24 protein-coding genes are annotated in these 25,371 nt (G+C 71.4%); 14 read left to right on the top strand and 10 right to left on the bottom strand.

Annotated features, from left to right (window positions below; genetic code table 11):
• Window positions 1-212: 212 nt before the first annotated feature.
• The 3 genes from ACIBZJ_RS13645 to dxs all read left to right on the top strand — a co-directional run bounded on the left by ACIBZJ_RS13645 (window position 213) and on the right by dxs (window position 4,543).
• Entirely contained in the window at window positions 213-998 is a 786-nt protein-coding gene (locus tag ACIBZJ_RS13645) for an ATP-binding cassette domain-containing protein (protein WP_395929068.1), read from the top strand.
• Entirely contained in the window at window positions 995-2,269 is a 1,275-nt protein-coding gene (locus ACIBZJ_RS13640) for a sugar ABC transporter permease (RefSeq protein WP_395929066.1), read from the top strand. Before ACIBZJ_RS13645 ends, ACIBZJ_RS13640 begins: the two co-directional genes overlap by 4 nt.
• A 381-nt stretch (window positions 2,270-2,650) precedes the next feature.
• Window positions 2,651-4,543 (top strand): 1-deoxy-D-xylulose-5-phosphate synthase, encoded by a 1,893-nt coding sequence (dxs, locus tag ACIBZJ_RS13635; RefSeq protein ID WP_395929122.1) that lies wholly within the window; start codon window positions 2,651-2,653, stop codon window positions 4,541-4,543.
• Between the two features lie 223 nt (window positions 4,544-4,766).
• Here the strand turns inward: dxs and ACIBZJ_RS13630 are convergent, their stop codons facing one another.
• A complete protein-coding gene (locus tag ACIBZJ_RS13630; protein WP_395929064.1) occupies window positions 4,767-5,720 on the bottom strand; it encodes a hypothetical protein in 954 nt (317 codons plus the stop codon).
• Window positions 5,721-6,040: 320 nt separating this feature from the next.
• Here ACIBZJ_RS13630 and ACIBZJ_RS13625 point away from each other — a divergent pair, with 320 nt between their 5' ends.
• From ACIBZJ_RS13625 to ACIBZJ_RS13605, 5 genes are all read left to right on the top strand, one after another.
• Complete coding sequence (locus tag ACIBZJ_RS13625) at window positions 6,041-6,688, top strand: SPFH domain-containing protein (RefSeq protein WP_395929062.1); 648 nt, start codon at window positions 6,041-6,043, stop codon at window positions 6,686-6,688.
• 90 nt (window positions 6,689-6,778) lie between these two features.
• The gene (locus tag ACIBZJ_RS13620) at window positions 6,779-7,441 is read left to right on the top strand and encodes a response regulator transcription factor (RefSeq protein WP_142708328.1); all 663 of its coding nucleotides are present in this window, start codon (window positions 6,779-6,781) and stop codon (window positions 7,439-7,441) included.
• Window positions 7,438-8,709, top strand: coding sequence for an ATP-binding protein (locus ACIBZJ_RS13615; protein WP_395929059.1), 1,272 nt, complete (start codon window positions 7,438-7,440; stop codon window positions 8,707-8,709). Before ACIBZJ_RS13620 ends, ACIBZJ_RS13615 begins: the two co-directional genes overlap by 4 nt.
• 183 nt (window positions 8,710-8,892) lie before the next feature.
• Complete coding sequence (gene secG / locus ACIBZJ_RS13610) at window positions 8,893-9,135, top strand: preprotein translocase subunit SecG (RefSeq protein ID WP_395929057.1); 243 nt, start codon at window positions 8,893-8,895, stop codon at window positions 9,133-9,135.
• 69 nt (window positions 9,136-9,204) lie between these two features.
• The gene (locus ACIBZJ_RS13605) at window positions 9,205-9,546 is read left to right on the top strand and encodes an RNA polymerase-binding protein RbpA (protein WP_395929055.1); all 342 of its coding nucleotides are present in this window, start codon (window positions 9,205-9,207) and stop codon (window positions 9,544-9,546) included.
• A 128-nt stretch (window positions 9,547-9,674) separates the two neighbouring features.
• Here ACIBZJ_RS13605 and pgl read toward each other — a convergent pair whose 3' ends face one another.
• The 5 genes from pgl to tkt form a co-directional block, all read right to left on the bottom strand.
• Window positions 9,675-10,442 (bottom strand): 6-phosphogluconolactonase, encoded by a 768-nt coding sequence (pgl, locus tag ACIBZJ_RS13600; protein WP_395929053.1) that lies wholly within the window; start codon window positions 10,440-10,442, stop codon window positions 9,675-9,677.
• Window positions 10,439-11,422 (bottom strand): glucose-6-phosphate dehydrogenase assembly protein OpcA, encoded by a 984-nt coding sequence (locus ACIBZJ_RS13595; RefSeq protein WP_395929051.1) that lies wholly within the window; start codon window positions 11,420-11,422, stop codon window positions 10,439-10,441. The genes pgl and ACIBZJ_RS13595 overlap by 4 nt, the downstream gene beginning before the upstream one ends.
• Entirely contained in the window at window positions 11,419-13,113 is a 1,695-nt protein-coding gene (gene zwf, locus ACIBZJ_RS13590; protein ID WP_395929049.1) for a glucose-6-phosphate dehydrogenase, read from the bottom strand. Before zwf ends, ACIBZJ_RS13595 begins: the two co-directional genes overlap by 4 nt.
• 147 nt (window positions 13,114-13,260) lie before the next feature.
• Window positions 13,261-14,370 carry a transaldolase gene (gene tal, locus ACIBZJ_RS13585; RefSeq protein WP_395929047.1) on the bottom strand — a complete coding sequence of 370 codons (1,110 nt, stop codon included), beginning with the start codon at window positions 14,368-14,370 and terminating at the stop codon, window positions 13,261-13,263.
• Window positions 14,371-14,385: 15 nt separating this feature from the next.
• On the bottom strand, window positions 14,386-16,515 hold the full coding sequence (tkt, locus tag ACIBZJ_RS13580; RefSeq protein ID WP_395929044.1) for a transketolase: 2,130 nt from the start codon (window positions 16,513-16,515) through the stop codon (window positions 14,386-14,388).
• A 381-nt stretch (window positions 16,516-16,896) separates the two neighbouring features.
• Here tkt and ACIBZJ_RS13575 point away from each other — a divergent pair, with 381 nt between their 5' ends.
• The 3 genes from ACIBZJ_RS13575 to ACIBZJ_RS13565 are packed head-to-tail and all read left to right on the top strand — an operon-like array spanning window position 16,897 to window position 19,082.
• Complete coding sequence (locus tag ACIBZJ_RS13575) at window positions 16,897-17,817, top strand: heme o synthase (protein WP_395929043.1); 921 nt, start codon at window positions 16,897-16,899, stop codon at window positions 17,815-17,817.
• A gap of 37 nt (window positions 17,818-17,854) precedes the next feature.
• Window positions 17,855-18,169, top strand: a complete 315-nt coding sequence (locus ACIBZJ_RS13570) for a hypothetical protein (RefSeq protein ID WP_395929041.1) — start codon at window positions 17,855-17,857, stop codon at window positions 18,167-18,169.
• Between the two features lie 4 nt (window positions 18,170-18,173).
• Complete coding sequence (locus ACIBZJ_RS13565) at window positions 18,174-19,082, top strand: oxidoreductase (protein ID WP_395929039.1); 909 nt, start codon at window positions 18,174-18,176, stop codon at window positions 19,080-19,082.
• On the opposite strand, the gene ACIBZJ_RS13560 is transcribed toward ACIBZJ_RS13565, so the two are convergent.
• Genes ACIBZJ_RS13560 through ACIBZJ_RS13550 form a run of 3 tightly spaced genes read right to left on the bottom strand, consistent with a single transcriptional unit; the run spans window position 19,072 to window position 21,194 of the window.
• The gene (locus ACIBZJ_RS13560) at window positions 19,072-19,644 is read right to left on the bottom strand and encodes a hypothetical protein (protein WP_395929037.1); all 573 of its coding nucleotides are present in this window, start codon (window positions 19,642-19,644) and stop codon (window positions 19,072-19,074) included. The genes ACIBZJ_RS13565 and ACIBZJ_RS13560 overlap by 11 nt on opposite strands.
• 45 nt (window positions 19,645-19,689) lie before the next feature.
• Entirely contained in the window at window positions 19,690-20,253 is a 564-nt protein-coding gene (locus tag ACIBZJ_RS13555; protein ID WP_395929035.1) for a hypothetical protein, read from the bottom strand.
• Complete coding sequence (locus ACIBZJ_RS13550; RefSeq protein ID WP_395929033.1) at window positions 20,253-21,194, bottom strand: heme A synthase; 942 nt, start codon at window positions 21,192-21,194, stop codon at window positions 20,253-20,255. Before ACIBZJ_RS13550 ends, ACIBZJ_RS13555 begins: the two co-directional genes overlap by 1 nt.
• A gap of 61 nt (window positions 21,195-21,255) precedes the next feature.
• On the opposite strand from ACIBZJ_RS13550, the gene purU reads away from it, so the two are divergent.
• Complete coding sequence (gene purU / locus ACIBZJ_RS13545) at window positions 21,256-22,116, top strand: formyltetrahydrofolate deformylase (protein ID WP_395929030.1); 861 nt, start codon at window positions 21,256-21,258, stop codon at window positions 22,114-22,116.
• 12 nt (window positions 22,117-22,128) lie between these two features.
• Here the strand turns inward: purU and ACIBZJ_RS13540 are convergent, their stop codons facing one another.
• A complete protein-coding gene (locus ACIBZJ_RS13540; RefSeq protein WP_395929028.1) occupies window positions 22,129-22,992 on the bottom strand; it encodes an aminoglycoside N(3)-acetyltransferase in 864 nt (287 codons plus the stop codon).
• Window positions 22,993-23,146: 154 nt separating this feature from the next.
• Between ACIBZJ_RS13540 and ACIBZJ_RS13535 the strand changes: the two genes are divergently transcribed.
• Entirely contained in the window at window positions 23,147-23,818 is a 672-nt protein-coding gene (locus tag ACIBZJ_RS13535) for a helix-turn-helix transcriptional regulator (protein ID WP_395929026.1), read from the top strand.
• Window positions 23,819-23,855: 37 nt separating this feature from the next.
• Window positions 23,856-25,331, top strand: coding sequence for a Fe-S cluster assembly protein SufB (gene sufB / locus ACIBZJ_RS13530; protein ID WP_395929024.1), 1,476 nt, complete (start codon window positions 23,856-23,858; stop codon window positions 25,329-25,331).
• The last annotated feature ends 40 nt before the right edge of the window (window positions 25,332-25,371 follow it).

The raw sequence follows: 25,371 nt of genomic DNA, 5'->3' as shown, positions 1-25,371 counted from the left end.
GCGTCCCTCCCGGCCTCGTGGTGGTGGTTGGTCCCGGCGCGCTGGTCGGGGGTCTGCCCAGTTTTGGGGGGGGGGGGGGGGGCCCCCCCGGGGGGGGGCCCCCCCCCCGCCCGCACGCGTCCATCCCAACCCCTCGCAACGAAGAGGACCGCATGACAGCCACCACAGGGGCCGGCCGTCCTGGTACCGGCACGCGAGCGCCGGTGCTCTCCATGACGGGCATCAACAAGCGGTTCGGTGCCGTTCAGGCGCTCACCGACGTCTCGTTCTCGGTCGCCGCCGGGGAGGTGGTCGCGCTGGTCGGAGACAACGGTGCCGGGAAGTCCACCCTCGTCAAGGTGATGTCCGGCGCCGGCCCGTCCGACAGCGGCCAGATCCTCTTCGAGGGTCGTACCGTTTCCATCCCCTCCCCGTCGGCCTCCCAGGGCCTCGGGATCGCCACCGTCTTCCAGGACCTCGCGCTCTGCGACAACCTGGACGTCGTCGGCAACCTGTTCCTCGGCAGCGAGATCACGCTCGGCGGCGTCGCGCTCGACGAGGCCGAGATGGAGAAGAGGAGCTGGGAGTTGCTGCGCACGCTCGCGGCGAAGATCCCCAGCGTCCGGATTCCCGTCTCGTCGCTCTCGGGCGGCCAGCGGCAGACCGTCGCGATCTCGCGCTCGCTGCTCGGCAACCCCAAGGTCGTCATCCTCGACGAACCGACCGCCGCCCTCGGCGTCGCGCAGACCGCCCAAGTGCTCAACCTGGTCGAGCGGCTCCGCGACCGAGGCCTCGCGGTCGTCCTGATCAGCCACAACATGGCCGACGTCCAGGCGGTCGCCGACCGCGTGGTCGTGCTGCGCCTGGGCCGCAACTCCGGCGAGTTCGACGCCCGGCAGGTCAGCACCACCGATCTGGTGGCCGCGATCACCGGCGCCAGCGACAACGTGGTGGCCGAGCGCGCCGCCCGGGAACACCGTGCGGCCCCCGGCGGCCGCCACGAAGGGACGATCGCGTGAGCCAGACGAACACCCCCCTCGACCCGGCGGAGAGGCCGGCAGAAGGTGCCGTCGCGGCCGACCTGCTCGACCCCAGGCTGATCCAGGCCCGCGGCCCGGCGGGTTACGTCGGCGCTCTGCTGCAGCGGCTCCGGGGCGGCGACATCGGCTCGCTGCCGATCATCGTCGGCCTGGTCGTCATCGTGATCGTCTTCCAGAGCCTGAACGCGACGTTCCTCAACGCGTTCAACCTGGTCAACCTGTGCCTGCAGATCGCCTCGCTGACGATCATCGCGCTCGGCATCACGCTGGTCCTGCTGCTCGGCGAGATTGACCTGTCGATCGGTTCGGTCAGCGGCGTCGCGGCCGCGATCGTGGCCGTCACGAACGCGCTGCACGGCGTCAACCCGTGGCTGTCGGTGCTGCTGGCGGTCGTCGCCGGTTCGGGGATCGGCCTGATCCACGGCATCGTGTTCACGAAGATCGGCGTGCCGTCGTTCGTCATCACGCTGGCCGGCCTGCTCGGCTGGCTCGGTGTGCAGTTGCAGATCCTCGGCAGCGAGGGAACGGTCAACCTGCCGCCGACCGGTCAGCTGATCGACATCGGCCAGCAGAAGTTCCTGCCGACCTGGCTCACCTACGTGATCGGCATCCTGCTGGTCGTGCTGTACGTGGTGACCGCGCTGTCCGGGTCGGCCCGCCGCCGCCGGGCCGGGCTCTCCGGCCAGCCGATCTGGGTGACCGCGATCGTCGCGGTCTTCCTGATCGTCGTCGTGGTGGCGCTCGCCGCCAAGCTCGGCCTCGACCGCGGCCTGCCCTGGATCTTCCTGTTCGCGGTCGCGCTGGTGCTGGTCTTCGACTGGATCATCCGGCGGACGAAGTACGGGCGGGCCGTGCTCGCGGTCGGTGGCAACATCGAGGCCGCTCGCCGGGCCGGCATCCATGTCGACGCGATCCGCATCTCGGTGTTCATGCTCTGCTCGACGCTGGCGGCGATCGGTGGCGTCATCGCCGCCATGCGGCTGGGTTTCGCGAACCAGCAGTCCGGTGCCGGTGACGTGCTGGTCAACTCGATCGCCGCGGCGGTCATCGGCGGTACGTCGCTGTTCGGTGGCCGGACCCGGCGTTACGCACCGCTGCTCGGCGCGATCGTGATCGGTTCGATCGCGAACGGCCTGGCGCTGCTGTCGCTGACCTCGTCGGTGAAGTACATCATCACCGGCGCGGTGCTCCTCGGCGCCGTCGTGATCGATGCCGCCTCCTCCCGCGGACGCAAGTCCGCCGGCCGATAGTGCACGGCCCGCTCAGAACGAGCCTGACGGCCGCGCGCGACCGCTTGAGTATGACCAATACGCGGCGCGGTCGCGCGCGGCCGTCAGGCTCGCCCTGAGCGGGCTCCAGGTTCGTACAAGAGAACTCCAGGTTCGCGTTACGAAGAACTCCAGGTTCGTACAAAGAAGAACGATGCGGACGCTGTGCGGGAGCGCAGCGTCCGCATCGTCTCGTAGGTGCTCGTGTGGAGATTCGGTGTGTGTTTTCTCGCGCGCAAGCGCTCCAAGATGCGCGCGAGCAGGGCGTGGTTAGACTCGGAATCCTCGCCGGCTCCCCAAGCAGGCCCACCGAACCCGCAAGTGCGAGGAGTTGCCGCCATCGTGTCCGACCAGCCCCGTGAGCTGTTGGCCAGCATCTCTTCCCCGGAGCAGCTGCGGGCACTGCCCGCGGAGGCGTTGCCCACGCTGGCCGCCGAGATCCGCGACTTCCTGGTCGCGAAGGTGTCGCGGACGGGTGGTCACCTCGGTCCCAACCTCGGTGCGGTCGAGCTGACGATCGCACTGCACCGGGTGTTCGACTCGCCGGCCGACAAGATCCTGTTCGACACCGGTCACCAGGCCTATGTGCACAAACTGCTCACCGGACGTCACGACTTCGAGAAGCTCCGCCAGCGGGGCGGTATGTCCGGGTATCCGAGCCGCGCCGAGTCGCCGCACGACCTGGTCGAGAACTCGCACGCGTCCACCGCGCTGTCGTACGCCGACGGGCTGGCCAAGGCGTTCGCGCTGCGCGGCGAGAAGCGCGCGGTGGTCGCCGTGGTCGGTGACGGGGCGCTGACCGGCGGGATGTGCTGGGAGGCGATCAACAACATCGCCGCGGGCAAGGACCGGCCGGTCGTCATCGTCGTCAACGACAACGGCCGCTCGTACGCGCCGACGATCGGCGGCCTGGCGAACCACCTGGCGACGCTGCGCCTGAACCCGGGCTACGAGCGCGTGCTCGACCTGGTGCGCGATTCGCTGTCGCGCACCCCGCTCGTCGGCGCCCCGCTCTACGATGCGCTGCACGGCGTCAAACGCGGCTTGAAGGACGCGATCAGCCCGCAGGGCATGTTCGAAGATCTCGGCCTGAAGTACGTCGGTCCGGTCGACGGGCACGACCTGGGTGCGCTGGAGTCGGCGCTGCGGCGGGCGAAGTCGTTCGGCGGGCCGGTGATCGTGCACGCGGTGACCCGGAAGGGGTACGGGTACGCACCGGCCGAGGCCGACGAGGCCGACAATTTCCACGGCCCGGGCGCGTTCGACCCGGCGACCGGCAAGCTGCTCGCGGCGCCGTCGCTGAAGTGGACGAAGGTGTTCTCCGAGGAGCTGGTCGCGGTCGCCGAGGAGCGGGAGGACATCGTCGGCATCACCGCGGCGATGGCGATCCCGACCGGCATCGACCGGCTGGCGCAGAAGTATCCCGACCGGGCCTACGACGTGGGCATCGCCGAGCAGCACGCGGTGACGTCCGCGGCCGGGCTGGCGATGGGCGGGATGCACCCGGTCGTCGCGGTCTACGCGACGTTCCTGAACCGGGCGTTCGACCAGACGCTGCTCGACGTCGCGATGCACCACCTGCCGGTGACGTTCGTGCTCGACCGGGCCGGCATCACCGGTCCCGACGGGCCGAGTCACTACGGCATCTGGGACCTGTCGATCCTCGGCGTGGTGCCGGGGATCCGGGTGGCGGCGCCGCGCGACGCGTCGACCCTCCGCGAGGAGTTCCGCGAGGCGGTCGCGGTCTCCGACGGCCCGACCGTCGTGCGGTTCCCGACCGGCGCGGTGCCGGCCGACCTCCCGGCGGTCTCCCGGGTCGGCCAGGTCGACGTGCTGGTGGACGCCGGGAAGAAGCCGGACGTGCTGCTGGTCAGCGTCGGGGCGTTCGCGCACACGGCGGTGGAGGTCGCGGCGCGGGCGGCCGGGCACGGCATCCGGGTCACGGTCGTCGACCCGCGGTGGGTGCGGCCGGTGCCGGCCGCGCTGGTCGAGCTGACGCGGGACGCGGCGCTCGTGGTGTCGCTGGAAGACGGCGTCCGGGCCGGGGGCATCGGCACGGCGCTCGCGCAGGCGATGGCCGACGCGGGCGTGTCGGTGCCGGTCCGCGACCTGGGTGTGCCGGCCGAGTGGCACCCGCACGGCACCCGCGCGGAGATCCTGGCCGACCTGGGCCTCACGGCGCAGGACATCGCCCGCCAGATCACCGAGTGGGCGGCCCTGAAAGCCGATCAGCCCACCGAGTGGGCGGCCCGCTGACCGACGACGTGCACCGGGCAGCGGACGCCGGTGGCGCCGGCCGGGCGTGCGTCGCCGGTGCGATTGAGTAGCTCGGCCGCCGCGACGTGGCCGGCGTCGTACGCGGAGACGACGAGCCGGCGCCGCCCGGGCCGGGTCGGCCGGGAGCACCGACGACGATCGCCGGCTCTCGCGTTCTCCCGCGAGCGTGACCGCGCTCGCACCCGGAACGGCCCGGGGGCCGTCACGTCGTGGCTTTCCGGAGGGCCAGATCGGCGAAAGCCGCCGGCGGGCGGTCCCAGGGCCAGATGTCGGACCACTCGCGGCGGCCCACCTTGCGCGTGCGGGCGTCCTGGAGCACCTGGAGCGCTCCGGGCGGCAGCGAGGTGCCGTGGCGGTAGGCCAGCGCCACCGCGGCCGTCAGAGCGACCGTGAGGTGGGCGGCCGCGAGCAGTTCGACGAGCCGGGCGTCCACCTCGATGTTGCCGGTCGCGCTCCGGCCGAGGTGCCCGAGGCTGAGGTTCGCGCTCGACCGGGCGAGCGCGCGGGCCTCGTCGTCCGGTACGGCGATCAGCGCGGGCACCACGCCGGGCGTCCGGGGGAACCAGGCCAGCAGCTCGGCCGCACCGGCGGCGACCGCCGGGTCGGGATCTGCGAGCCAGTTCAGGTAGCGGTAACCGTGCCGGGCCCCGGCCTCGTACGCGGCCTGGGCCCAGTACGCCGCGACCGCGTCGGTCGCCGCCAGTTGGTCTTCGTCGGGACGGGTCTGCTCGTCGTAGAGCCACGTCAGCACCGTGCGCTCGGTCTCCGCCGTGACCCCCCGCGCGCCGGTGAACGCGGTCTCCGGCGCGAACGGCAGCTCGCCGTCCTCCCGGTCGCCGACCGAGAGAGCGCGCAACAGCCCGATCAGGATCGCCCGGTCGGGCGTGTCTCTCGAGTCGATCAGCCCGGCCACGAATTGCACGACGTACCGCGTCGCCTGCCAGCGTGTTCCCTGGTGGTAGACGGTGCCGAGCAGCGCCGCGCAGGCGTTCTGCCGGACGTCGGGATCGGCGGACCGTAACGACCGGAGGTGCCCCGGCACGTCCGTGGCGACGCCGTAGGCGTGGTGCAGCCGGTTCCACGGCACCGCATCGAGACCGGCGAGCGGCATCGGGGTCGGTGGGGGTGGTGGTGGGGGAGTGGACAGCATGCGCACCCGCGATCGATACCACACGGAGGCTCGCGCGGTTTCGGCGCGGTGCCATTTTTGAGTTGCCGGATGTACCTTTCGCACCTACCGTTCCGGGCGGGGGAAATCAGCGGCGAACCGGCATCGCCGGGCTCGTTCCGCGCGTCGGTGCCCCCACCACCAGGTGCGCAGATACCTCTGCTCGGGTTCAAATCCCGGTAACGCGCGGTCCGTCGCCGCAGTCCGGTTCCGTGGTCTTGCGGGCTCACCTCCGGGTGGACGCCCCCACCGCGGCGCCGGGGCGACGGGCCCGCGCCACCTACTGGCCACAATGGAAGGAGGCAACGATGGCGAAGGTCACCGTGATGGAGTACGAGCGCGTGGTGACGTACAAGGACGGCGTGCGGGGACCCGTGCTGGGGCCCGGACGGCACAACTACCGGCCGAGCCGCACCACGCTGGTCCGGATCGACCTGCGGCCGTCGCTGCTGACCGTGCCCGGCCAGGAACTGCTGACCGAGGACGGCCTCACGATCAAGGTGAGCGCGATCGTCCCGTGGCGGGTCGCCGACCCGGTCGTCTACCACACCAGCTCCGTGAGGCCGCTGGACGTGCTCTACGCGGCCGTCCAGGCCGCGCTGCGCGACCGCGTGGCCGGTCTGACCCTCTCCGATGCCATCCGGAACCGCGGCGCGCTGGGAGACGGTCTGACGGCCCCGGTGGCCGCCGCGGTGGAGCCGGCCGGTCTCGCGGTCGAGTCAGTGAGCGTCAAGGACCTCATGCTCGGCGCGGAACTGCGCCGGGCCTACGCCGAGACCGCGCTGGCCGTCGAGCGCGGCCGCGCGGAGCTCGAGCGGGCCCGGTCGGAGGCCGCGGCGCTCCGTGCGCTCGCGAACGCGGCCCGGCTGCTCGACGAGCACCCGTCCCTGCTCCAGCTGCGGACGCTGCAGGTGGCCGCCGAGCCCGGCACGACGGTGGTGCTCAAGCCCGGTTAGACAGCCCGGAGGGTCGCCCACGGCCCGATCCGTGACTGAAGGGCTTACCGTCGTTGGTTGTAGTGGAACGACGGTGAGGGGCGGCAGGTCGTGCGGGTGCTGGTGATCGAGGACGAGCGGGCGCTCGCCGACGCGGTGGCCCGCGGGCTCCGCCGCGAAGGGATGGCCGTCGACGTCGCCTACCACGGCACCGACGGCCAGGAGATGGCCACCGTCACCCGCTACGACGTCGTGGTGCTCGACCGCGACCTGCCCGGCGTCCACGGTGACGTGATCTGTACCGAGCTGGCCGCGTCGGGCTCGCTCACCAGAGTGCTGATGCTGACGGCCAGCGGCACGGTCGCCGACCGCGTCGAAGGCCTCGGCATCGGCGCCGACGACTACCTCGCGAAGCCGTTCGCGTTCGAGGAGCTGGTGGCCCGCGTCCGCGCGCTCGGGCGCCGGGCCACCCCGCCCGCGCCCCCGGTGCTCACGGTCGGCGACGTCGAGCTCGATCCGGCCCGCCGGGTGGTCAGCCGGGCCGGGCGTCCGGTCGACCTGACCCGCAAGGAGTTCGGCGTCCTCGAGGTGCTGCTCTCCGCCCGCGGTGCGGTGATCTCCAGCGAGGAGCTGCTGGAACGCGTCTGGGACGCGAACGCCGACCCGTTCACCACGACGGTCCGGGTGACGATGATGACCTTGCGGAAGAAGCTCGGCGACCCGCCGCTGATCGAGACCGTGGTCGGAGCCGGCTACCGGGTGACACCCAGATGACCGTCTACGGAGGGCCCGCCGCCACCAAACCCGGCCGGCTGCGCCCCACGCTGCGGCTGCGGCTGACGCTGCTCAACGGCGTCCTGCTGTTCGGGGCCGGGCTGCTGCTGCTCGTGCTGGCCTACATCCTGGTGCGCAACCAGCTGATGTCCACCGACCAGCTCGCGCCCGGCTCCAGCGTCACGCTGGTGAACGCCGACGGCAGCACGCACACCGAGAGCGCCACCTCCTGGCAGGACAGCATGGCGTCCACCACGACGACCGAGCTCCTGGTGAAGGGTTTCCTGGCGCTGCTGATCATCGGCGTCGCCGGGATCGTCGGCGGTCACCTGCTGACCGGCCGGGCGCTGCGGCCGCTGCACCAGGTGACCGCGACCGCGCGGCGGCTCTCCACCGAGACGCTCGACCACCGGCTGCACCACACCGGCCCGGACGACGAGGTCAAGGAGCTCGCCGACACGTTCGACGGCATGCTCGACCGGTTGTCGGCGGCCTTCGGCAGTCAGAAGAGATTCGTCGCGAACGCCAGCCACGAGCTGAGAACGCCGCTCGCGGTGATGCGCACCGAGATCGACGTGACGCTGGCCGACCAGGACGCGACGAACGAAGACCTGCGCCGGATGGGCACGGTCGTCCGGGACGCCTCCGGGCGGGCCAACGACCTGATCGAGGCGCTGCTGCTGCTCGCCCGCACCGAGGCGCAGGCCGGTCGGCTGGCCAAGCAGGTCCCGGTCGACCTGGCCCGCGGTGTGCCGTCCACGCTGGCGGCCGTCGCGGCCGAGTCCGAGCGGCTCACGCTCCAGGTCACCACCGACTTCGCGCCCGCGATCGTGGTCGGCGACCCGAGCCTGCTGGAGCGGCTGGCCGGCAACCTGGTGGAGAACGCCGTCCGCTACAACGTCACGCACGGCGAGCTGTCGGTCCGGACCGGCGGCGACGGACGCCAGTCCTGGCTGGTCGTGGCCAACGACGGTCCCGAGCTCGACCAGCGCGAGGTGCCCGGGCTGTTCGAGCCGTTCCGCCGGGGCGGGGTCGAGCGCACCGGCACCCGCGGTGCGGGCCTGGGGCTGTCGATCGTCCGCGCGGTGGCCGGTGCGCACGGGGGGACCGTGCAGGCGGTCGCGCGGCCCGGCGGCGGGCTGGAAGTGACCGTGCTGCTGCCCGCCGCCGATCCCGCGGTGGCCGCGACGCTGACTGCGCCGGCCCGCGACGCGGCCGCTCCGGCTGCGGGCCGCGTTCGCGGGGTGGCCAGACCCCAACCACGCTGAGCGACCCTTGGTCATCTGATCGGACGGATTTCTCCGAAAAACAGAGCCGATAGCGACCACGGCACGTTTACGACGCAGAGGCAGTTATCCTGTGCGAGTGGTGCCGCGGCCCCAGCGCGGCGCCCCGGAGAACCGGGCCGGTGTCCGCGATCCCGCGAGAAGCGAGAGGAATCCCCACCCGCAATGACCATCGCCGTGTCGACCGTGCTCGTCGTGACGAGCTTGGCGCTTGTACTGCTGATCCTCCTCCACCGAGGCAAGGGTGGTGGGCTGTCCAGCATGTTCGGTGGCGGGGTCTCCTCGAACCTCTCCGGCTCCTCCATCGCGGAGAAGAACCTCGACCGGATCACGATCGCTACCGGCGTGATCTGGTTCGCCTGCATCGTGACGCTCGGGTTGTTGCTGAAGACGACTGCCGGCTCCTGACTTTGCCGGGCGGTCCGCGGCAGCGACCACCCACCCACCCCCTCTGGGAAGGAACGGAGCGCTGTAACCGTGGCTGGTGGAAATGCCATCCGAGGCACCCGCGTCGGCGCGGGGCCGATGGGAGAGGCTGAGCGGGGGGAGTCAGCGCCCCGGCGCCACACCCCCTTTTACTGCGCGAACGGGCACGTGACCCGCGTGTCGTTCGCCATGGAGGCGGCCGAGCCGGAGCACTGGGACTGTCCGCGGTGCGGGCTGCCCGCCGGTAAAAACGAGCAAGCGCCCCCCGCGGCACCGCGGAACGAGCCGTACAAGACGCACCTGGCCTACGTGCGTGAGCGGCGCAGCGACGCGGACGGCGAGGCGATCCTCGAAGAGGCGCTGGCCAAGGTCCGCGCTCGCCGAGGCGAGTAAGCGAGCAGTCGAGCAAGCATCCCGCGCGATTCGTCCCGCGCGGAAAGACGTGAGCCCCGCCCTACCGGGCGGGGGCTCAGTCGTCGCGGGGGCTCAGTCGTCCTGGGCGGGGGTGCGTCCGTTCCGGACTACGACCGGCGGAGGCGGAGCTCCGGTGGCACGCTGACCGCCGCGGCGTCGTCCACGAGCCACAGCGTCCGGACGCCGCCCAGCGCGCCCGCCGCCGGGATCTGGACGCGACCGGCGCCGGCGAGCGCCAGCCCGACCGCCTCGGCCTTGCCGGCCCCGGCCGCCAGCAGCCACACCTCGTCCGCGCTGGTGATCGTGCGGAACGTCAGCGAGATCCGGGTGGGCGGCGGCTTCGGGCAGTTCCGCACCGCGCACACCAGACCCTCGTCGTACGCGGCCGGCGACTCCGGGAAGATCGAGGCGATGTGCCCCTCCGGCCCGACGCCGAGCATCAGCACGTCGAACCGGGGGAGGTCCGCGCCGGAGTGGGCGGCCTTCGAGAGCTCGTCCGCGTACTGCTCGGCGGCGCTCTCCGGCGAGCCGCCGGCGTCGGCGGGCATCCGGTGCACCCGCGACGGGTTCACCGGCACGTGCCCGAGCAGCGCCTCGGTCGCCTGCACGTCGTTGCGCTCCGGGTCGTCCGCGGCCAGGTAGCGCTCGTCACCCCACCAGATGTCGAGCGCGTCCCAGTCGATGGCGTCCCGCGCCGGGCTCGCGTTCAGCGCCTTCAGCGTGCCGATGCCGACGCCGCCTCCGGTGAGGACGATCGACGCGCGGCCCCGGGCCTGCTGCGCGTCGACGATCCGCACCATCAGGCGCGCGGCGGCCGCGGCCGCCAGCACCTCGGCGTCCCGGTGGACGACGACCGACAGCTCGCCGACCGTCATGAGCCGGCCGGGGCCGCGGTGGGCATCGGGTCCTTCCAGACGTGCGAGCGGAAGGGCGACCGGTGGTTGAGCCCGGTCAGACCGGTCGCCGCACCGAGCGCCTCCCCGTAGGGCTGGTCCGGGTCGAGCCGCTTGATCTCCTCGGCGAGCTGCTCGCCGAGCGAGCGGCGGGCCATCGGCTGCACCCGGTCGGGCACCCCGGTGCGCCGCAGGATCGCGTGGTTGCTGTCTTGCCTGGTCACCTGGATGCGCGTTCCGTCGTCGATGTCGATGTTCACCTCGGCGATTCCGCGCTTGGCCGACTCGTCCAGCACGACGTCCAGGCCGAGCCGGCTGCGCAACCAGCCGACCAGCAGGTTCGCGGTGACGTTCCGCGGCGCCGCGGTGACCGTCACCGACGTCGGGCGCCCGGTGACCGTGTCGAACGCACCGGCCAGCAGCGTGCGCCACGGCGTCGTCCGGGACCAGCCCAGGTCGGTGTCGCCCGGGGCGTAGTCCTCGGCCCGGTGGGTGAGCGTGCCGATCGGGTCGGCGGACTCCCGCGCGTCGGTGACCCGGCGGTCGGCGAACACGCCCAGCGGGTCGTACGCGATCCGCTCCGGCGGCTCGCCGTGCCACCAGGTCACGACCGGGACGTCCGGCGCGAGCAGCGGCAGCGTGACCGACTCGGCGTGCAGTGCGAGCCGGCCGTACATCCGCATCACGACGGCCTCGCCGGGGCCGAGGCGGCCACCGACCGAGATCTCGGCGTCCAGCCGGGGCATCGGCGCCTCGATCTGGCGCCGCACCACGATCAGCAGCCGGCAGGGGTGGGCGGAGGCGGCCACGCTGGCCGCCTCCTCCGCGGCCGGCACGTGCTTCTCGTTCGCGACCACGACGAGCGTGAGCGCGACACCGCTGGCGACGAAGCCCGCCGCGCGCCGCGATTCCGACAGCGCCTTGACGACGTCGGTGCCGGTGGTGTCCCAGAGTGTCGTCACGGCCGCCTCCAGGTGCGTCCCTCGCGGGCGAGCATCTCGTCCGCTGCCTTCGGGCCCCACTCGCCGGCCCGGTACTTGAACGGCGCCTTGCCTTCCCAGAAGTCTTCGAGCGCGTCGATCACGACCCAGCTGGCCTCGACCTCGTCCGCGTTCGGGAACAGCGTGGAGTCACCGACCAGCACGTCCAGGATCAGCCGCTCGTAGGCTTCCGGGGAGGACTCGGTGAACGCCTCGCCGTACAGGAAGTCCATCGCGACGTCCCGGACCTCCATCGCGGAGCCGGGGACCTTCGAGCCGAACTTCAGCGTCATGCCCTCGTCGGGCTGGACCTTGATCACGAGCTGGTTCTGGCCGAGCGCCTCGGTGTCGGTGTTCGCGAACGGCAGGTGGGGTGCCTTCTTGAACAGCACCGCGATCTCGGTGACCCGGCGCGGCAACCGCTTGCCGGCCCGGACGTAGAACGGCACGCCGGCCCAGCGCCGGGTGTGGATGCCGAGCTTGATCGCCGCGTACGTCTCGGTCTTGGAGTCCTCCGGGATGTCTTTCTCCTGGAGGTACCCCGGCACCCGCTGGCCGGCCAGCCAGCCCTGCTCGTACTGGCCGCGGATCGCGTCGTGCTCCAGGTCGGCCGGGGGCCTCGTCGCGTGCAGCACCTTGAGCTTCTCGGTGCGGATCGCGTCCGCGGTGAAGCTCACCGGCTCCTCCATCGCGGCCAGCGCGAGGAGCTGCAACAGGTGGTTCTGGATGACGTCCCGGGCGGTGCCGGTCTTGTCGTAGAACCCGGCACGGGTGCCGATGCCGACGTCCTCGGCCATCGTGATCTGCACCGAGTCGACGTAGTGGGCGTTCCAGATCGGCTCGAACAGCTGGTTGGCGAAGCGCAGCGCCAGCAGGTTCTGGACCGTCTCCTTGCCCAGGTAGTGGTCGATCCGGAACACGTTCTCGGCCGAGAACACGTCGTCGACCAGGCGGTTGAGCTCCTTGGACGACTCCACGTCGTGGCCGAACGGCTTCTCCACGACGACCCGGCGCCAGCCGCCGTCGGTCGTGGGGTCGGCCATCTTCGTCCGCTCGATCTGGTTGAGGACGACCGGGAACAGCGACGGCGGGATCGACAGGTAGAACGCGGCGTTACCGAGGATGCCGTGCTCGTCGTGCAGTTCCTTGAGCGTGGTGGCGAGGTGGTCGAACGCCTCGTCGTCGTCGAACGAGCCGGCGACGAACTTGATGTTCTCCGACAGCCGCTCCCAGGCGTCCTCGCGCCACTGGGTGCGGGCCCCGTTCTTCGCCCACTCGCGGGCGACCTCTTCGAACTCGCCGTCGCCCCAGTCGCGCCGGGCGAAGCCGAGCACGACGAAACTCGGCGGGAGCAGGTCGCGGTTGGCGAGGTCGTAGATCGCCGGGATGAGCTTCTTGCGGGACAGGTCGCCGGTGACGCCGAAGATCACCAGAGCGCACGGCTCCGGGACCCGCGGAAGGCGGCGGTCGCCCGGGTCGCGCAGCGGGTTCGCGGCGCGTCCTCCCGGGGTCGCGGTCAGCTGGCCGGGCGGAATCGTGGGTGCCGCCGGGTTCCCCGCCGCCGGACTGTCGGCGACCGGGCTGCCGGCGGCCGGAGTCCCGGAGGGCGGGCTGGAAGTGGTTTCGGGAGCTGTAACGGTCGCCTCGCTGGCGCCCGTGGCCGGTTGAGTCATCGCACCGCCTCGATGAGCTGGTCCAGGCCGACGGCCCGGTCGGTGAGCGCGCAGGACAGGGTGGTGGTAACCGCCTCCGCCCCGTCGGCGCCGAGGGCGCCGACGGGGACGGAAACGGAGGGCCCGCAGGTCACAGGCCCTCTGTGATCAGGCATCGACCTTGGTGAGCTGCTTCTTGACGGAGTCGAGCAGTTCGGTCCAGGACTGCTCGAACTTCTCCACGCCTTCCCGCTCGAGCAGGTCGACGACGTCGTCGTAGTCGATCCCGACACCGGCCAGCGCGTCGAGTACCGCCTGCGCGTCGGCGTAGTACGGGGTGATCGTGTCGCCGCGGACCACACCGTGGTCGTCGACGGCCTTGAGCGTCGCTTCCGGCATCGTGTTCACGGTGCCCGCGGCGACCAGCTCGACGACGTACTGGGTGTCGTCGTACGCCGGGTCCTTGACGCCGGTCGAGGCCCACAGCGGACGCTGCGGCTTGGCGCCGGCGTCGGCCAGTGCCTTCCACCGCGGCGTCGAGAAGACCTGCTCGTAGTCGCGGTAGGCCAGCCGTGCGTTCGCGATCGCCGCCTTGCCGCGCAGGGCCTTGGCCTCGCTCGAGCCGAGCTTGTCGAGGCGCTTGTCGATCTCGCTGTCGACGCGCGACACGAAGAACGACGCCACCGAGGCGAGCTTGCTCAGGTCGTGGCCGTTCTCCTTGGCCTGTTCGACCCCGGCGACGAACGCCTCCATGACCTCGCCGTACCGCGCGAGGCTGAAGATCAGCGTGACGTTGACGCTGATGCCCTCGGCCAGCGCGGCGGTGATCGCCGGCAGACCGGCCTTGGTCGCCGGGATCTTGATCAGCACGTTGGGCCGGTCGACGAGCCACCAGAGGGCCTTCGCCTCGGCGATCGTCGCCGCGGTGTCGTGCGCCAGGCGGGGGTCGACCTCGAGCGAGACCCGGCCGTCGACACCGTCGGTGCGGTCGTAGACCGGCCGCAGCAGGTCGGCGCCGTCCCGGATGTCGGTGGCCGTGACCATCCGGATGGCCTCGTCGACCGAGACCTTGCGGGCCTTCAGGTCGGTCAGGGTCTCGGCGTAGGTGTCGATGTCCTCGAGCGCCTTCGCGAAGATCGTCGGGTTGCTCGTGACACCGACGACGTGCTTCTCGTCGATCAGCTTCGCGAGGCTGCCGCTGACAAGGCGCTGACGGGAGATGTCGTCGAGCCACACTGCCACGCCGGCGGCGGACAGTTCGGCGAGTGCGTCGGACATGTGGACGTCCTTCCTTCAGTTGCCGGTCGGGCTGCCGGTGATGGCCCCGACCCGGGTGAGGCTGGCGTGCGCGGCCGCGACGACGCGGTCGGGGGTGAAGCCGAACTGCTCGTACAGCACGGTGTAGGGCGCGCTGGCGCCGAAGTGTTCGATCGAGACCGACTCACCGGAGTCGCCGATCAGGCCGCGCCACGGCATCGCGATGCCGGCCTCGACGCTGACCCGCGCCTTGACCGACGTCGGCAGCACCGACTCGCGGTAGGACCGGTCCTGCGCCTCGAACCACTCGAAGCACGGCACCGACACCAGCCGGGTCGGCGTGCCGTCGGCCTCGAGGCGCTTGCGGGCCTCGTCGGCGATCGACACCTCGGAGCCGGTGGCCAGCAGGATCACCTCCGGCGTGCCGCCGCTGGCCTCGGCCAGCACGTAGGCGCCCTTGGCGGCGTACTCGACCGGGGCGTACTCCCCGTTCGAGCGATCGAACGTCGGAAGGTTCTGCCGGGACAGCGCGAACGCGGTCGGCCGGTCGGTGTGCTCCAGCGCCTGCTTCCACGCGACCACGGTCTCGTTCGCGTCGGCCGGACGGACGACGTCGAGGCCGGGGATCGCCCGCAGCGCGGTCAGGTGCTCGACCGGCTGGTGGGTCGGGCCGTCCTCGCCGAGGCCGATCGAGTCGTGCGTCCACACGTAGATGGTCGGCAGGTGCATCAGCGCCGCGAGCCGAACCGCCGGCCGCATGTAGTCGCTGAAGACGAGGAACGTACCGCCGTAGGGGCGGGTGCCGCCGTGCAGCGCGATGCCGTTCAGGATCGAACCCATCGCGTGCTCGCGGATGCCGAAGTGGAGCACCCGGCCGTACGGGCCACCGGTGAACATCTTGGTCTGGCGGTCGGGCGGCAGGAAGGACGGCTCGCCTTTCGGCGTGGTCAGGTTCGACTCGGCCAGGTCGGCCGAACCGCCCCAGAGCTCCGGCAGCGCCGACGCGATCGCGGTGAGCACGTCACCGGACGCCTTCCGGGTGGCGACGCCCTTCGCGTCGGCGGGGAACGTCGGGAGCTTGTCGGTCCAGCCCTCGGGCAGCGTGCGCGTCGCCATCCGGTCGAACAGCGCCTTGCGGTCGGGGTTGGCCTCGGCCCACTTCGTGAACCCGCCGTTCCAGGCCTCGTGGGCGGCGTGACCACGCTGGACGACCTCGCGGGCACGGTTGAACGCGTCCTCGGGCACCTCGAACGTCTTCTCCGGGTCGAAGCCCAGGATCTCTTTCGTGGCCTTCACCTCGGCCTCGCCCAGCGCGGCGCCGTGCGCCTTGCCGGTGCCCTGCAGGTTCGGGGCCGGCCAGCCGATGATCGTGCGCAGCTGAATGAACGACGGGCGGCCGGTCTCCGCCTTCGCCGCCTGTAGCGCGTCCCAGAGGGCCTGGATGTCTTCGTGGTACTCACCGCCGGCGGTGAAGTCGACGGTCTGGACGTGCCAGCCGTAGGCCTCGTAGCGGGCGGCGACGTTCTCGGTGAACGCGATGTTCGTGTCGTCTTCGATCGAGATCTTGTTGTCGTCCCAGACCAGCGTCAGGTTGCCCAGCTGCTGGGTGCCGGCGATCGACGACGCCTCGCCGCTGATGCCCTCCTCGAGGTCACCGTCGGACGCGATCGCCCAGATGTGGTGGTCGAACGGGCTCTGGCCGGCCGGGGCGTCCGGGTCGAACAGGCCACGCTCGCGGCGGGCGGCCATCGCCATGCCGACCGCGTTGCCGACACCCTGGCCCAGCGGGCCGGTGGTGGTCTCCACGCCCGGCGTGTGGCCGTGCTCCGGGTGACCCGGGGTCTGGCTGCCCCACTGCCGCAGCGACTTCAGGTCTTCCAGGCTCAGCGGGTAGCCGGACAGGAAGAGCTGGATGTACAGCGTCAGGCTGGAGTGCCCCGCGCTCAGTACGAAGCGGTCGCGCCCGGTCCAGTTGGGGTCGGTCGGGTCGTGCTTGAGCACCTTGTTGAACAACAGGTAGGCCAGGGGGGCCAGGCTCATCGCCGTGCCCGGGTGGCCGTTGCCCGACTTCTGCACGGCGTCGGCCGCCAGCACGCGGACGGTGTCGACCGCCTTCGCGTCCTGATCGTTCCAGTCGAGTACTGCGTCATTCTCCGAGCTGCTCACAGGCTTGTCCCTCGTCCGTGTCCTTCTTCGAGGACGGAATGCTGTTCCGGCCGGGGGAGTCCCGCGACCGGCTCCTGCAAAAACCCTACCCACCCAGGAAGGAACGACGCGCTTCCGGTTGGTGTCGCCTATGTGAAGGAGCAGTCCGGCGCGTCCCACCCACCCACAGCGTGTAGACGATTGGGGGCGGTCTATTCTGACCCAGGCGCACCCTCAGGGTCGCGCCGAAGGGCTGACCGGCGGAGCACGGTCGGAACGATCGGAAGGTGGACGGTCTGCTGTGACCCCCCGCACCCGCCCCGGGCAGGCTCGGGCCCTACCGAGCGCAAGCGCTCGGACCGGCGAGCAGAGCCGCACCGAGGTCATGACGGCGGAGCTGTCGTGACCGCTCAGCTGGAGGCGCCGGCCCAGGCGAAACCTCCGCGTCTGAAGCCCCTGGGCGTGGTCAAGGCCTACATCGCCCTGACCAAGCCGCGGATCATCGAGACGCTGCTCGTGTCGACGGTGCCGACGATGCTGCTGGCCCAGCGAGGCATGCCCTCGGTGTGGCTGATCGTCGCGACCGTCCTCGGTGGCACGCTCGCCGCCGGGAGCGCCAACGTGCTCAACTGCTACCTCGACCGGGACATCGACGAGAAGATGTCCCGCACGAAGCGCCGCCCGCTGGCGCGGCACACGGTGGAGCCGCGGAACGCGCTGATCTTCGGCATCGCGCTCGGCCTCTTCGCGGTCGCGTTCCTCTGGTGGCAGACCAACGCGCTCGCGGCCGGGCTCGCGCTGGCCGCGATCCTGTTCTACGTCCTCGTCTACACCGCCGTGCTCAAGCGACGGACCAGCCAGAACATCGTCTGGGGCGGCGCCGCCGGCTGCATGCCGGTCCTGATCGGCTGGGCCGCGGTCACGAACTCGCTGAGCTGGGCCCCGCTGGTCCTGTTCGGCGTCATCTTCTTCTGGACGCCGCCGCACTACTGGCCGCTGGCGATGAAGTTCCGCAACGACTACGCGAAGGCCGGCGTGCCGATGCTGCCGGTCGTGGCGGCGCCGAAGGTCGTGACCGGACAGATCCTCGCGTATTCCTGGGCGATGGTCGCGTGCTCGCTGCTGCTCTGGCCGCTCGCGACCGGCTGGATCTACGGCGCCACCGCGCTGGTGACCGGCGGGTGGTTCCTGGTCGAGGCGCACCGGCTGAACCGGTCGGTACGGCGGGAACTGAAGGTCAAGCCGATGCGGCTGTTCCACCTCTCGATCACGTACCTCACGCTGTTGTTCCTCGCTGTCGCCGTGGACGCCCTGATCTCGTAACGTGCGTTCTGGCTCTACTGGTCGGTAACGTGTGCTCATGGCTGCTGAGACCGCTGAGAACGTCGAAGAGACCACTGCTCCGAAGCCGGTCGTGAAGCGGCTGCGGGCGTTCGCCGGCGCGCACGGCGGGGCGACCGCGGTCGTCGAACACCTCGGCCGGAAGGGCGCGCGGATCGTCCTCGTGGGCGACGACGGCGCCTGGGGCGACCAGGTCGTCGCCGAGGGCACCGGGCCCGCGCTCGAGGCCTGTGCCGAGGCCGAGGTGCCGACCAAGGACGAGTGGGAGCGCGAGCTCGTGACCGGCATCCGCACCGGCCCGTCCGAGTGGAACTCCATGGGCGGGCGGCACTAGCGCGGTGGCGCGCTGGACCGTCGCCGACATCGCCTCCCAGTCCGGCCGGGTCGCGGTCGTGACCGGCGCGAACAGCGGCATCGGCTACCGCACGGCCGAGGCGCTGGCCCGGGCGGGGGCGTCCGTGGTGCTCGCCGTCCGGAACCCCGGGAAGGGCGCCGAGGCGCTGGCCCGGCTCGGTCTCCCGGCCGAGGTCCGGCCGCTCGACCTGGCCGACCTCGACTCGGTCCGCGCGTTCGCGGCCGGGACGACCGGGCCGATCGACCTGCTGATCAACAACGCCGGGGTGATGAACGTCCCGACCAGGCACATCACCGCACAGGGGTTCGAGACCCAGTTCGGCACGAACCACCTGGGGCACTTCGCGCTGACCGGGTTGCTGCTGCCCCGGCTGCTCGAGCGACCGGGTGCACGGGTGGTGACGCTGGCCAGCGTGATGCACAGGCTGGGCCGGCCGGCCCGCCTCGACGACCCGCAGAGCGAGCGCTCGTACTCGTCCACCGGTGCGTACAACTTCTCGAAGCTCAGCAACGCCTGGTTCACGCTGGAGCTCGACCGGCGGTTGCGGGCCGCGGGCGCGACCCCGATCAGCGTCGGTGCGCACCCCGGCTACACCGCGACGAACCTGCTCACCACCGGACCGGAGGCCGACGGCGCGACCCTGTTCACCCGGCTCTCCGCCGCCGCCACCCAGGTCGTCGGTCAGTCCGACGTCCGGGGAGCGCTGCCGACGCTGCGGGCAGCCGTCGATCCGGGCGTGCGGGGTGGCGAGTACTACGGGCCCGGCGGCCCGGGAGAGATCCGCGGTCACCCGGTCCGGGTGCGTTACGCCAGGGCCGCCTACGACGAGGCGTCGGCCCGGCGCCTGTGGGAGTACTCCGAGAACGCGACCGGCGTCACGTTCACGAGGTGACCGGCCCGGCCGACACCGGAGGACCGCCCCCCGTGCGCCGGAGCGTGACGACGCCGGCCGCCAGGAGCACCAGCCCGGTGCCGCCCCCGGCGACCGGGTAGCTGACCGCCTCGCTGACCAGCGTGATCACCAGCGCCGTCACCCCGACGACCACGACCGCTGCGCCGGCCCACCTCAGCCGCCGCTGCCCCAGGTACCAGCCGAGCGGCAGGAAGTGCAGCCCGAGGACGACGGTCGTCCAGGCCACCGCCTGGTCGGACGAGCCGCCGGTGAACCAGGCGGCCGCCAGCGCGACCACGAACTCGGCTCCGACCAGCGCGAAAGACCGGCGTCTGAACACCGGATCGGCGATCGGGGTGCCGTCGCGGGCCGGACCCCAGGCCCGCGTTCCGCCCCAGGCGGTCACCACGAAGAAGGGCGCGATCGCGAGGGCAGCTACCCACTGGTACCGGTCGGAGATCGCGGTCGCCGACCACGCGAACCACAGCCCGCCGAAGAAGGCCTCGAACAGCACTGCCAACCCGCCACGACTGCGGACGCTGCCGCCGATGCCCCCACCCATCGCGCCATGGTGCCGTCCGGCGTGGGGCCGCGCGGGCCGAATGCCTCAGTTGGCCCGCGCGGGCTCGGGGATCCGGATGCCGAGCACCGAGAGCGCACCGGTGAGCACGAGCAGCGTGCCGCTACCGGCACCGGCGACGGTGGAACTGGTGTGGCCGGTGGCGACGGTCACCACCGCCGCCACCACGGCGACGATCGTGATCAGCACCCCCGACAGCTGGAGTTCCCGCTCGGCGAAGAACCGGCCGAGCGGCACGAAGTGAACGCCGACGACGAACGCGATCCAGGCCGCGACGTACTCGTCGTGACCGGTCGCCCCGAGCAGCGCCGATCCGGCCCAGATCAGCGCGACCTCGATGCCGACCGTGACGAAGTACCGGGTACGGGTGCGGGGATCGGCCATCGGCGAGGAGCCCGAGGGGCTGCGGACCGCCAGCACGATGCCGGCGATCGCGACCACGACGCTGAGCACGACCCCGACGACCAGCAGCGGAACGAGCCAGCCGGGCGGGTCCTCCTGGGCCCATCCGAACCAGCACGCCGCGAAGAAGCCCACGATCGCCGCCGCGATGCCCCGGCCGCGGCCCCCGTCCTCGGGTCTGAAGTCCACTACACCGTTGTACGCGTGCGGAGTGAGAAGAGCACCCGGAGGGCGAAGGCCCAGAGGATCGACGCCCCCAGGACGTGCGCGGCCACGAGCGCGACCGGCAGGTGGGTGAAGTACTGGACGTACCCGATCAGGCCCTGCGCGAGCTCGACGACGAGCAGCGCGGTCACCGCCCGCCGTGCGGTGGGGGCCGAGCGCAGCGCAAGCACCCCGCCGACGGTCAAGCCGACCAGCAGGAATACCGCGTCCGCGTGGAGTTGGCTGACCAGCGCCGGGTCGAAGCCGGTCCGCGGCGCGGCGCCGTCACCCGAGTGCGGGCCGCTGCCGGTGACCACCGTGCCGATCGCGATCGTCGCACCGGCCGCGAGCACGATGCCCCGGCCGACCCAGCGCAGCGGAGCCGGGACCAGCCACTCGCGCGGACCGTCGCCCTCGCCGGTCCGGACCCAGAACGCGTAGGCCGCGTAGATCAGGGCCATCGAGAGCAGGAAGTGCGCCGAGACCGTCCACGGGTTGAGCCCGGTCAGCACCGTGATGCCGCCCAGCACCGCCTGCGCGACGATGCCGAAGAACTGGGCCAGCGAGAGCCAGACCAGCGAGCGGCGTCGGGGCCGCTGCAGGAACACGGTGATGATCGCCGCGGCCACGATCGCCGAGAGGACGAACGTCAGCAGGCGGTTGCCGAACTCGATGTACCCGTGGATGCCGAACTCGGGTGTGTTCGTGTAGCTGTCGTCGGTGCACTTGGGCCACGTCGGGCAGCCGAGCCCGGACGCGCTCAGCCGCACGGCTGCGCCGGTGAGCACGATGACGACGTTGCCGGCGACCGTCCCGAACGCGAGCCACCGCACCAGCCCGGGCGCGTTGCGCACCGGCTCGAGCCACCGCGGCCCGCGGTGCGAGGGCGCCTCCGGCGTGGTCGCGGCGGCAGTCGCGGTGCTCATGCGCGGCATTCTATGCGCCGTAGACATTCGGCTCCGAATCGCGGCGGGTAGCCTCCAGGCCGTGCCCGAATCGTCACCCCAGTACGTCCTCACCCTGTCTTGTGCCGACCGTCCCGGCATCGTGCACGCGGTCGCCGGCCGTCTCGCCGGTGCGGGCTGCAATATTTTGGAGAGCCAGCAGTTCGGTGACCCGTTCACCGGCCGGTTCTTCATGCGGGTGCACATCAGCGGTCCGGCCGGCGGCCGCGCCGACGACCTGCGGGACGCGTTCGCGCCGACCGCGGCCGAGTTCGGCATGGACTGGGACGTGCTCGACCTCGCGGTCCGGCCGCGGGTGCTGATCCTGGTGAGCAAACTCGGGCACTGCCTCAACGACCTGCTGTTCCGCCGCGAGACCGGCGCGCTCGCGATCGACGTCCCGGCGATCGTCTCCAACCATCCCGATTTCGCCGCGCTGGCCCGCTGGCACGGCGTCCCGTTCCACCACCTGCCGGTGGCGCCGGACGGCAAGGCGGAGGCCGAGGCGAAGCTGCGCGGGCTGATCGACGAGCACCAGGTCGACCTGGTCGTGCTCGCCCGCTACATGCAGATCCTGTCGGACGACCTGTGTCGCGATCTGGCCGGGCGCGCGATCAACATTCACCACTCGTTCCTGCCCAGCTTCAAGGGCGCCCGGCCGTACCACCAGGCGCACACCCGGGGCGTCAAGCTGATCGGGGCGACCGCGCACTACGTCACGGGCGACCTGGACGAGGGGCCGATCATCGAGCAGGAGGTCGCCCGGGTCGACCACAGCGACAGCCCCGCCGACATGGTGGCGGTGGGCCGCGACGTCGAGTGCCTGGCGCTGTCGCGCGCGGTCCGCTGGCACGTCGAGCACCGGGTCCTGCTCAACGGCGACCGCACGGTGGTGTTCCGCTAGGTCCCGCGGTCGTCAGGTGGTGGTCCAACCCGGTCGGTGGGCGGGAATCCAGGACTCGGCGAAGCGCGCCGCGGCGTCCAGCTCAAAGATCGTGGCGCGGGCCGAGCCGACCTCGCCTGCCGTCACCTCCCCGGCCGCCTCCCAGGCCGCGCCGAGCGCGGCGAAGTCACGCTCGTCGGCCACCTGGTCGACGTAGTCGGTCCACCGGCGCTCGCCGTCGGCGTCCAGCACCGCGCACGCGAGCCGTTCCCGCGGCGCCCCGGCCGAGCGGGCCTCACCCAGGTGGAACGCGGTGCAGGCGTCGTATCCGGCGCCGAGCAGCAGGACACGTGCGCCGGCCGCGGCCAGCGCGCCCAGCGGCGACCGATCGCCGAACCGGCAGTCCAGGTCGTGGCGGGCCAGCAGGCTCGCGGCCCGCGCCCCGAGCGCGGCGAACGACGTCTGCGGATGGCTGCTGCGGACGGCGCCGGGCCAGGTACGCAGCGATTCCGGCAGCCAGCCCATGCCGTCGGTCGGCGTCCGGTCGGGGTCGTAGCCGGGAGCCTCGGCCCGGATGACGTCCCACCACTCGACCGGTACCGACGGCGCCTGCCACTCGGACGGATCCGAGTTGGTGCCGGTCTGGGTCGGGACGACGATCGTGCCGGTCGGCCCGACGGCGTCGAGCAGCGCGAGGATCACGGCCTGCTCGCGCCCGGCGACCCAGCCCAGCGCGGAGAGCGCGGTGTGCACGAGCAGCACGTCCCCGTCGCGGACGCCGAGCGCCCGGAGATCGGCCGCGAGCGACCGCCGGGTGCGCGGTGCGGGCGTGCGCGCGACGACGGTTGCCTCCCGTGCCGCGGGGTCCGGAAGGCGTACGGGGAGAACGGAGGTCACGGGCGCCATCGTGCCCCACCGGGGGAATGCTCACAGACCACGTCAATATCGGGCGTGTCGAAAATAGGTTAGGCAACCCTGCGTGACGGTGCTCACGGATACCCGCGCGTAACCCGCGCTGGCCGGTCTTGCGGATATCCGCAACAATGATGTTGTGAAATACGTCGAGCCGGCTGTCGGTCCCACCGACGAGAAGACCCGTGACCGGGTCGGCCGGCTGCTGCTCGAAGAGGGCGCGGCCACCACGGCCGAGCTCAGCGAGCGGCTGGGCCTCACCCCGGCGGCCGTCCGCAGGCACCTCGACGCCATGCTGGCCGAGGGCCACATCGTGAGCCGGGAGCGGCCCGGCCGCGGCCCGCGTGGCCGGGGGCGCCCGGCCAAGGAGTTCGTGCTCACCGACGTCGGCCGGCAGACGTTTCCGCACATGTACGACGACCTGGCCGCCGAGGTGCTCCGGTTCCTCGCCCGCCTGCACGGGGAAGACGCGGTGGCGACGTTCGCCGCCGAGCGCGTGCGGGTACTCGAGGAGCGGTGCCGGTCGGCGATGGCCGGTGCCGGTGACGACCCGCTGGCCCGCGCCGAGGCACTGGCCGACGCGCTCTCCGCCGAGGGATACGCCGCCAGCGCTTCGGCACTGGCCGGTGGCGGGCAGTTGTGCCAGCACCACTGCCCGGTCGCCCAGGTCGCCGCGGAATTCCCGCAGCTGTGCGAGGCCGAGACCGCGGTCATCTCCCGGTTGCTCGGCAGTCACGTCCAGCGGCTCGCGACGATCGCGCACGGAGACGGCGTCTGTACGACGCACATACCGGTGCGCAAAGCAGTTTGAACCACCTGACCCACACCCGTCCCGGGAGGACGTCCACATGACCGCCATCACGCCCGAGAACCGCTCGGAGGCCGGTGTGCCCGCTGGGCAACTAGCGACCGCGCCCCTCACGCAGGACGAGCAGATCGCGGCGCTGGGCAACTATGCGTTCGGCTGGTCCGATTCCGACGTCGCCGGCGCCGCCGCGCAGCGCGGGATCAACGAAGCCGTCGTCCGGGACATCTCAGCGAAGAAGAACGAACCGGAGTGGATGCTCCGCCGCCGCCTGCGTGGGCTCACGCTGTTCGGCAAGAAGCCGATGCCCGACTGGGGCGCCGACCTCGGTGGCATCGACTTCGACAACATCAAGTACTTCGTCCGCTCGACCGAGAAGCAGGCGGCGAGCTGGGAAGAGCTTCCCGAAGACATCAAGAACACCTACGACAAGCTGGGCATCCCGGAAGCCGAGAAGCAGCGGCTGGTGTCGGGTGTCGCGGCCCAGTACGAGTCCGAGGTCGTCTACCACAAGATCCGGGAAGACCTCGAGGAGCAGGGTGTGGTGTTCATGGACACCGACACCGCGCTGCGTGAGCACGAAGACATCTTCAAGGAGTACTTCGGCTCGGTGATCCCGGTCGGCGACAACAAGTTCGCCGCGCTCAACACCGCGACCTGGTCCGGTGGCTCGTTCATCTACGTGCCGAAGGGCGTGCACGTCGAGATCCCGCTGCAGGCCTACTTCCGGATCAACACCGAGAACATGGGCCAGTTCGAGCGGACGCTGATCATCGTCGACGAGGGCGCCTACGTGCACTACGTCGAGGGCTGCACCGCGCCGATCTACACGTCGGACTCGCTGCACTCCGCGGTCGTCGAGATCATCGTCAAGAAGAACGCCCGCTGCCGGTACACGACCATCCAGAACTGGTCGAACAACGTCTACAACCTGGTGACCAAGCGCGCGGTCTGCCACGAGGGCGCGACGATGGAGTGGATCGACGGCAACATCGGCTCCAAGGTGACGATGAAGTACCCGGCCGTCTTCATGACCGGCGAGCACGCCAAGGGCGAGGTGCTCTCGATCGCGTTCGCGGGCGAGGGCCAGCACCAGGACGCCGGCGCCAAGATGGTGCACGCGGCGCCGAACACCTCGTCGACGATCGTGTCGAAGTCGGTCGCGCGGGGCGGGGGCCGGACGTCGTACCGGGGCCTGGTCCAGGTGCTCGACGGTGCGGTCGGCTCGAAGTCGACCGTGAAGTGCGACGCGCTGCTCGTCGACACGATCTCCCGCTCCGACACGTATCCCTACGTCGACGTCCGCGAGGACGACGTGGCGATGGGGCACGAGGCGACGGTCTCGAAGATCAGCGACGACCAGCTGTTCTACCTGATGAGTCGTGGGCTGACCGAGGACGAGGCGATGGCGATGATCGTCCGCGGCTTCGTCGAGCCGATCGCCCGCGAGCTGCCGATGGAGTACGCGCTGGAGCTCAACCGCCTGATCGAGCTCCAGATGGAAGGCGCTGTCGGCTGACGCCGCCCCGCCGACGGATCCGTACGAGAGAAGGAATCAA

The organism is Cryptosporangium sp. NPDC051539 (genome assembly GCF_044454545.1).
Taxonomy (GTDB): Bacteria; Actinomycetota; Actinomycetes; order Mycobacteriales; family Cryptosporangiaceae; genus Cryptosporangium.
The sequence above is the reverse complement of the archived record's forward strand: the minus strand, read 5'-3'. Positions and strand labels throughout refer to the sequence as shown.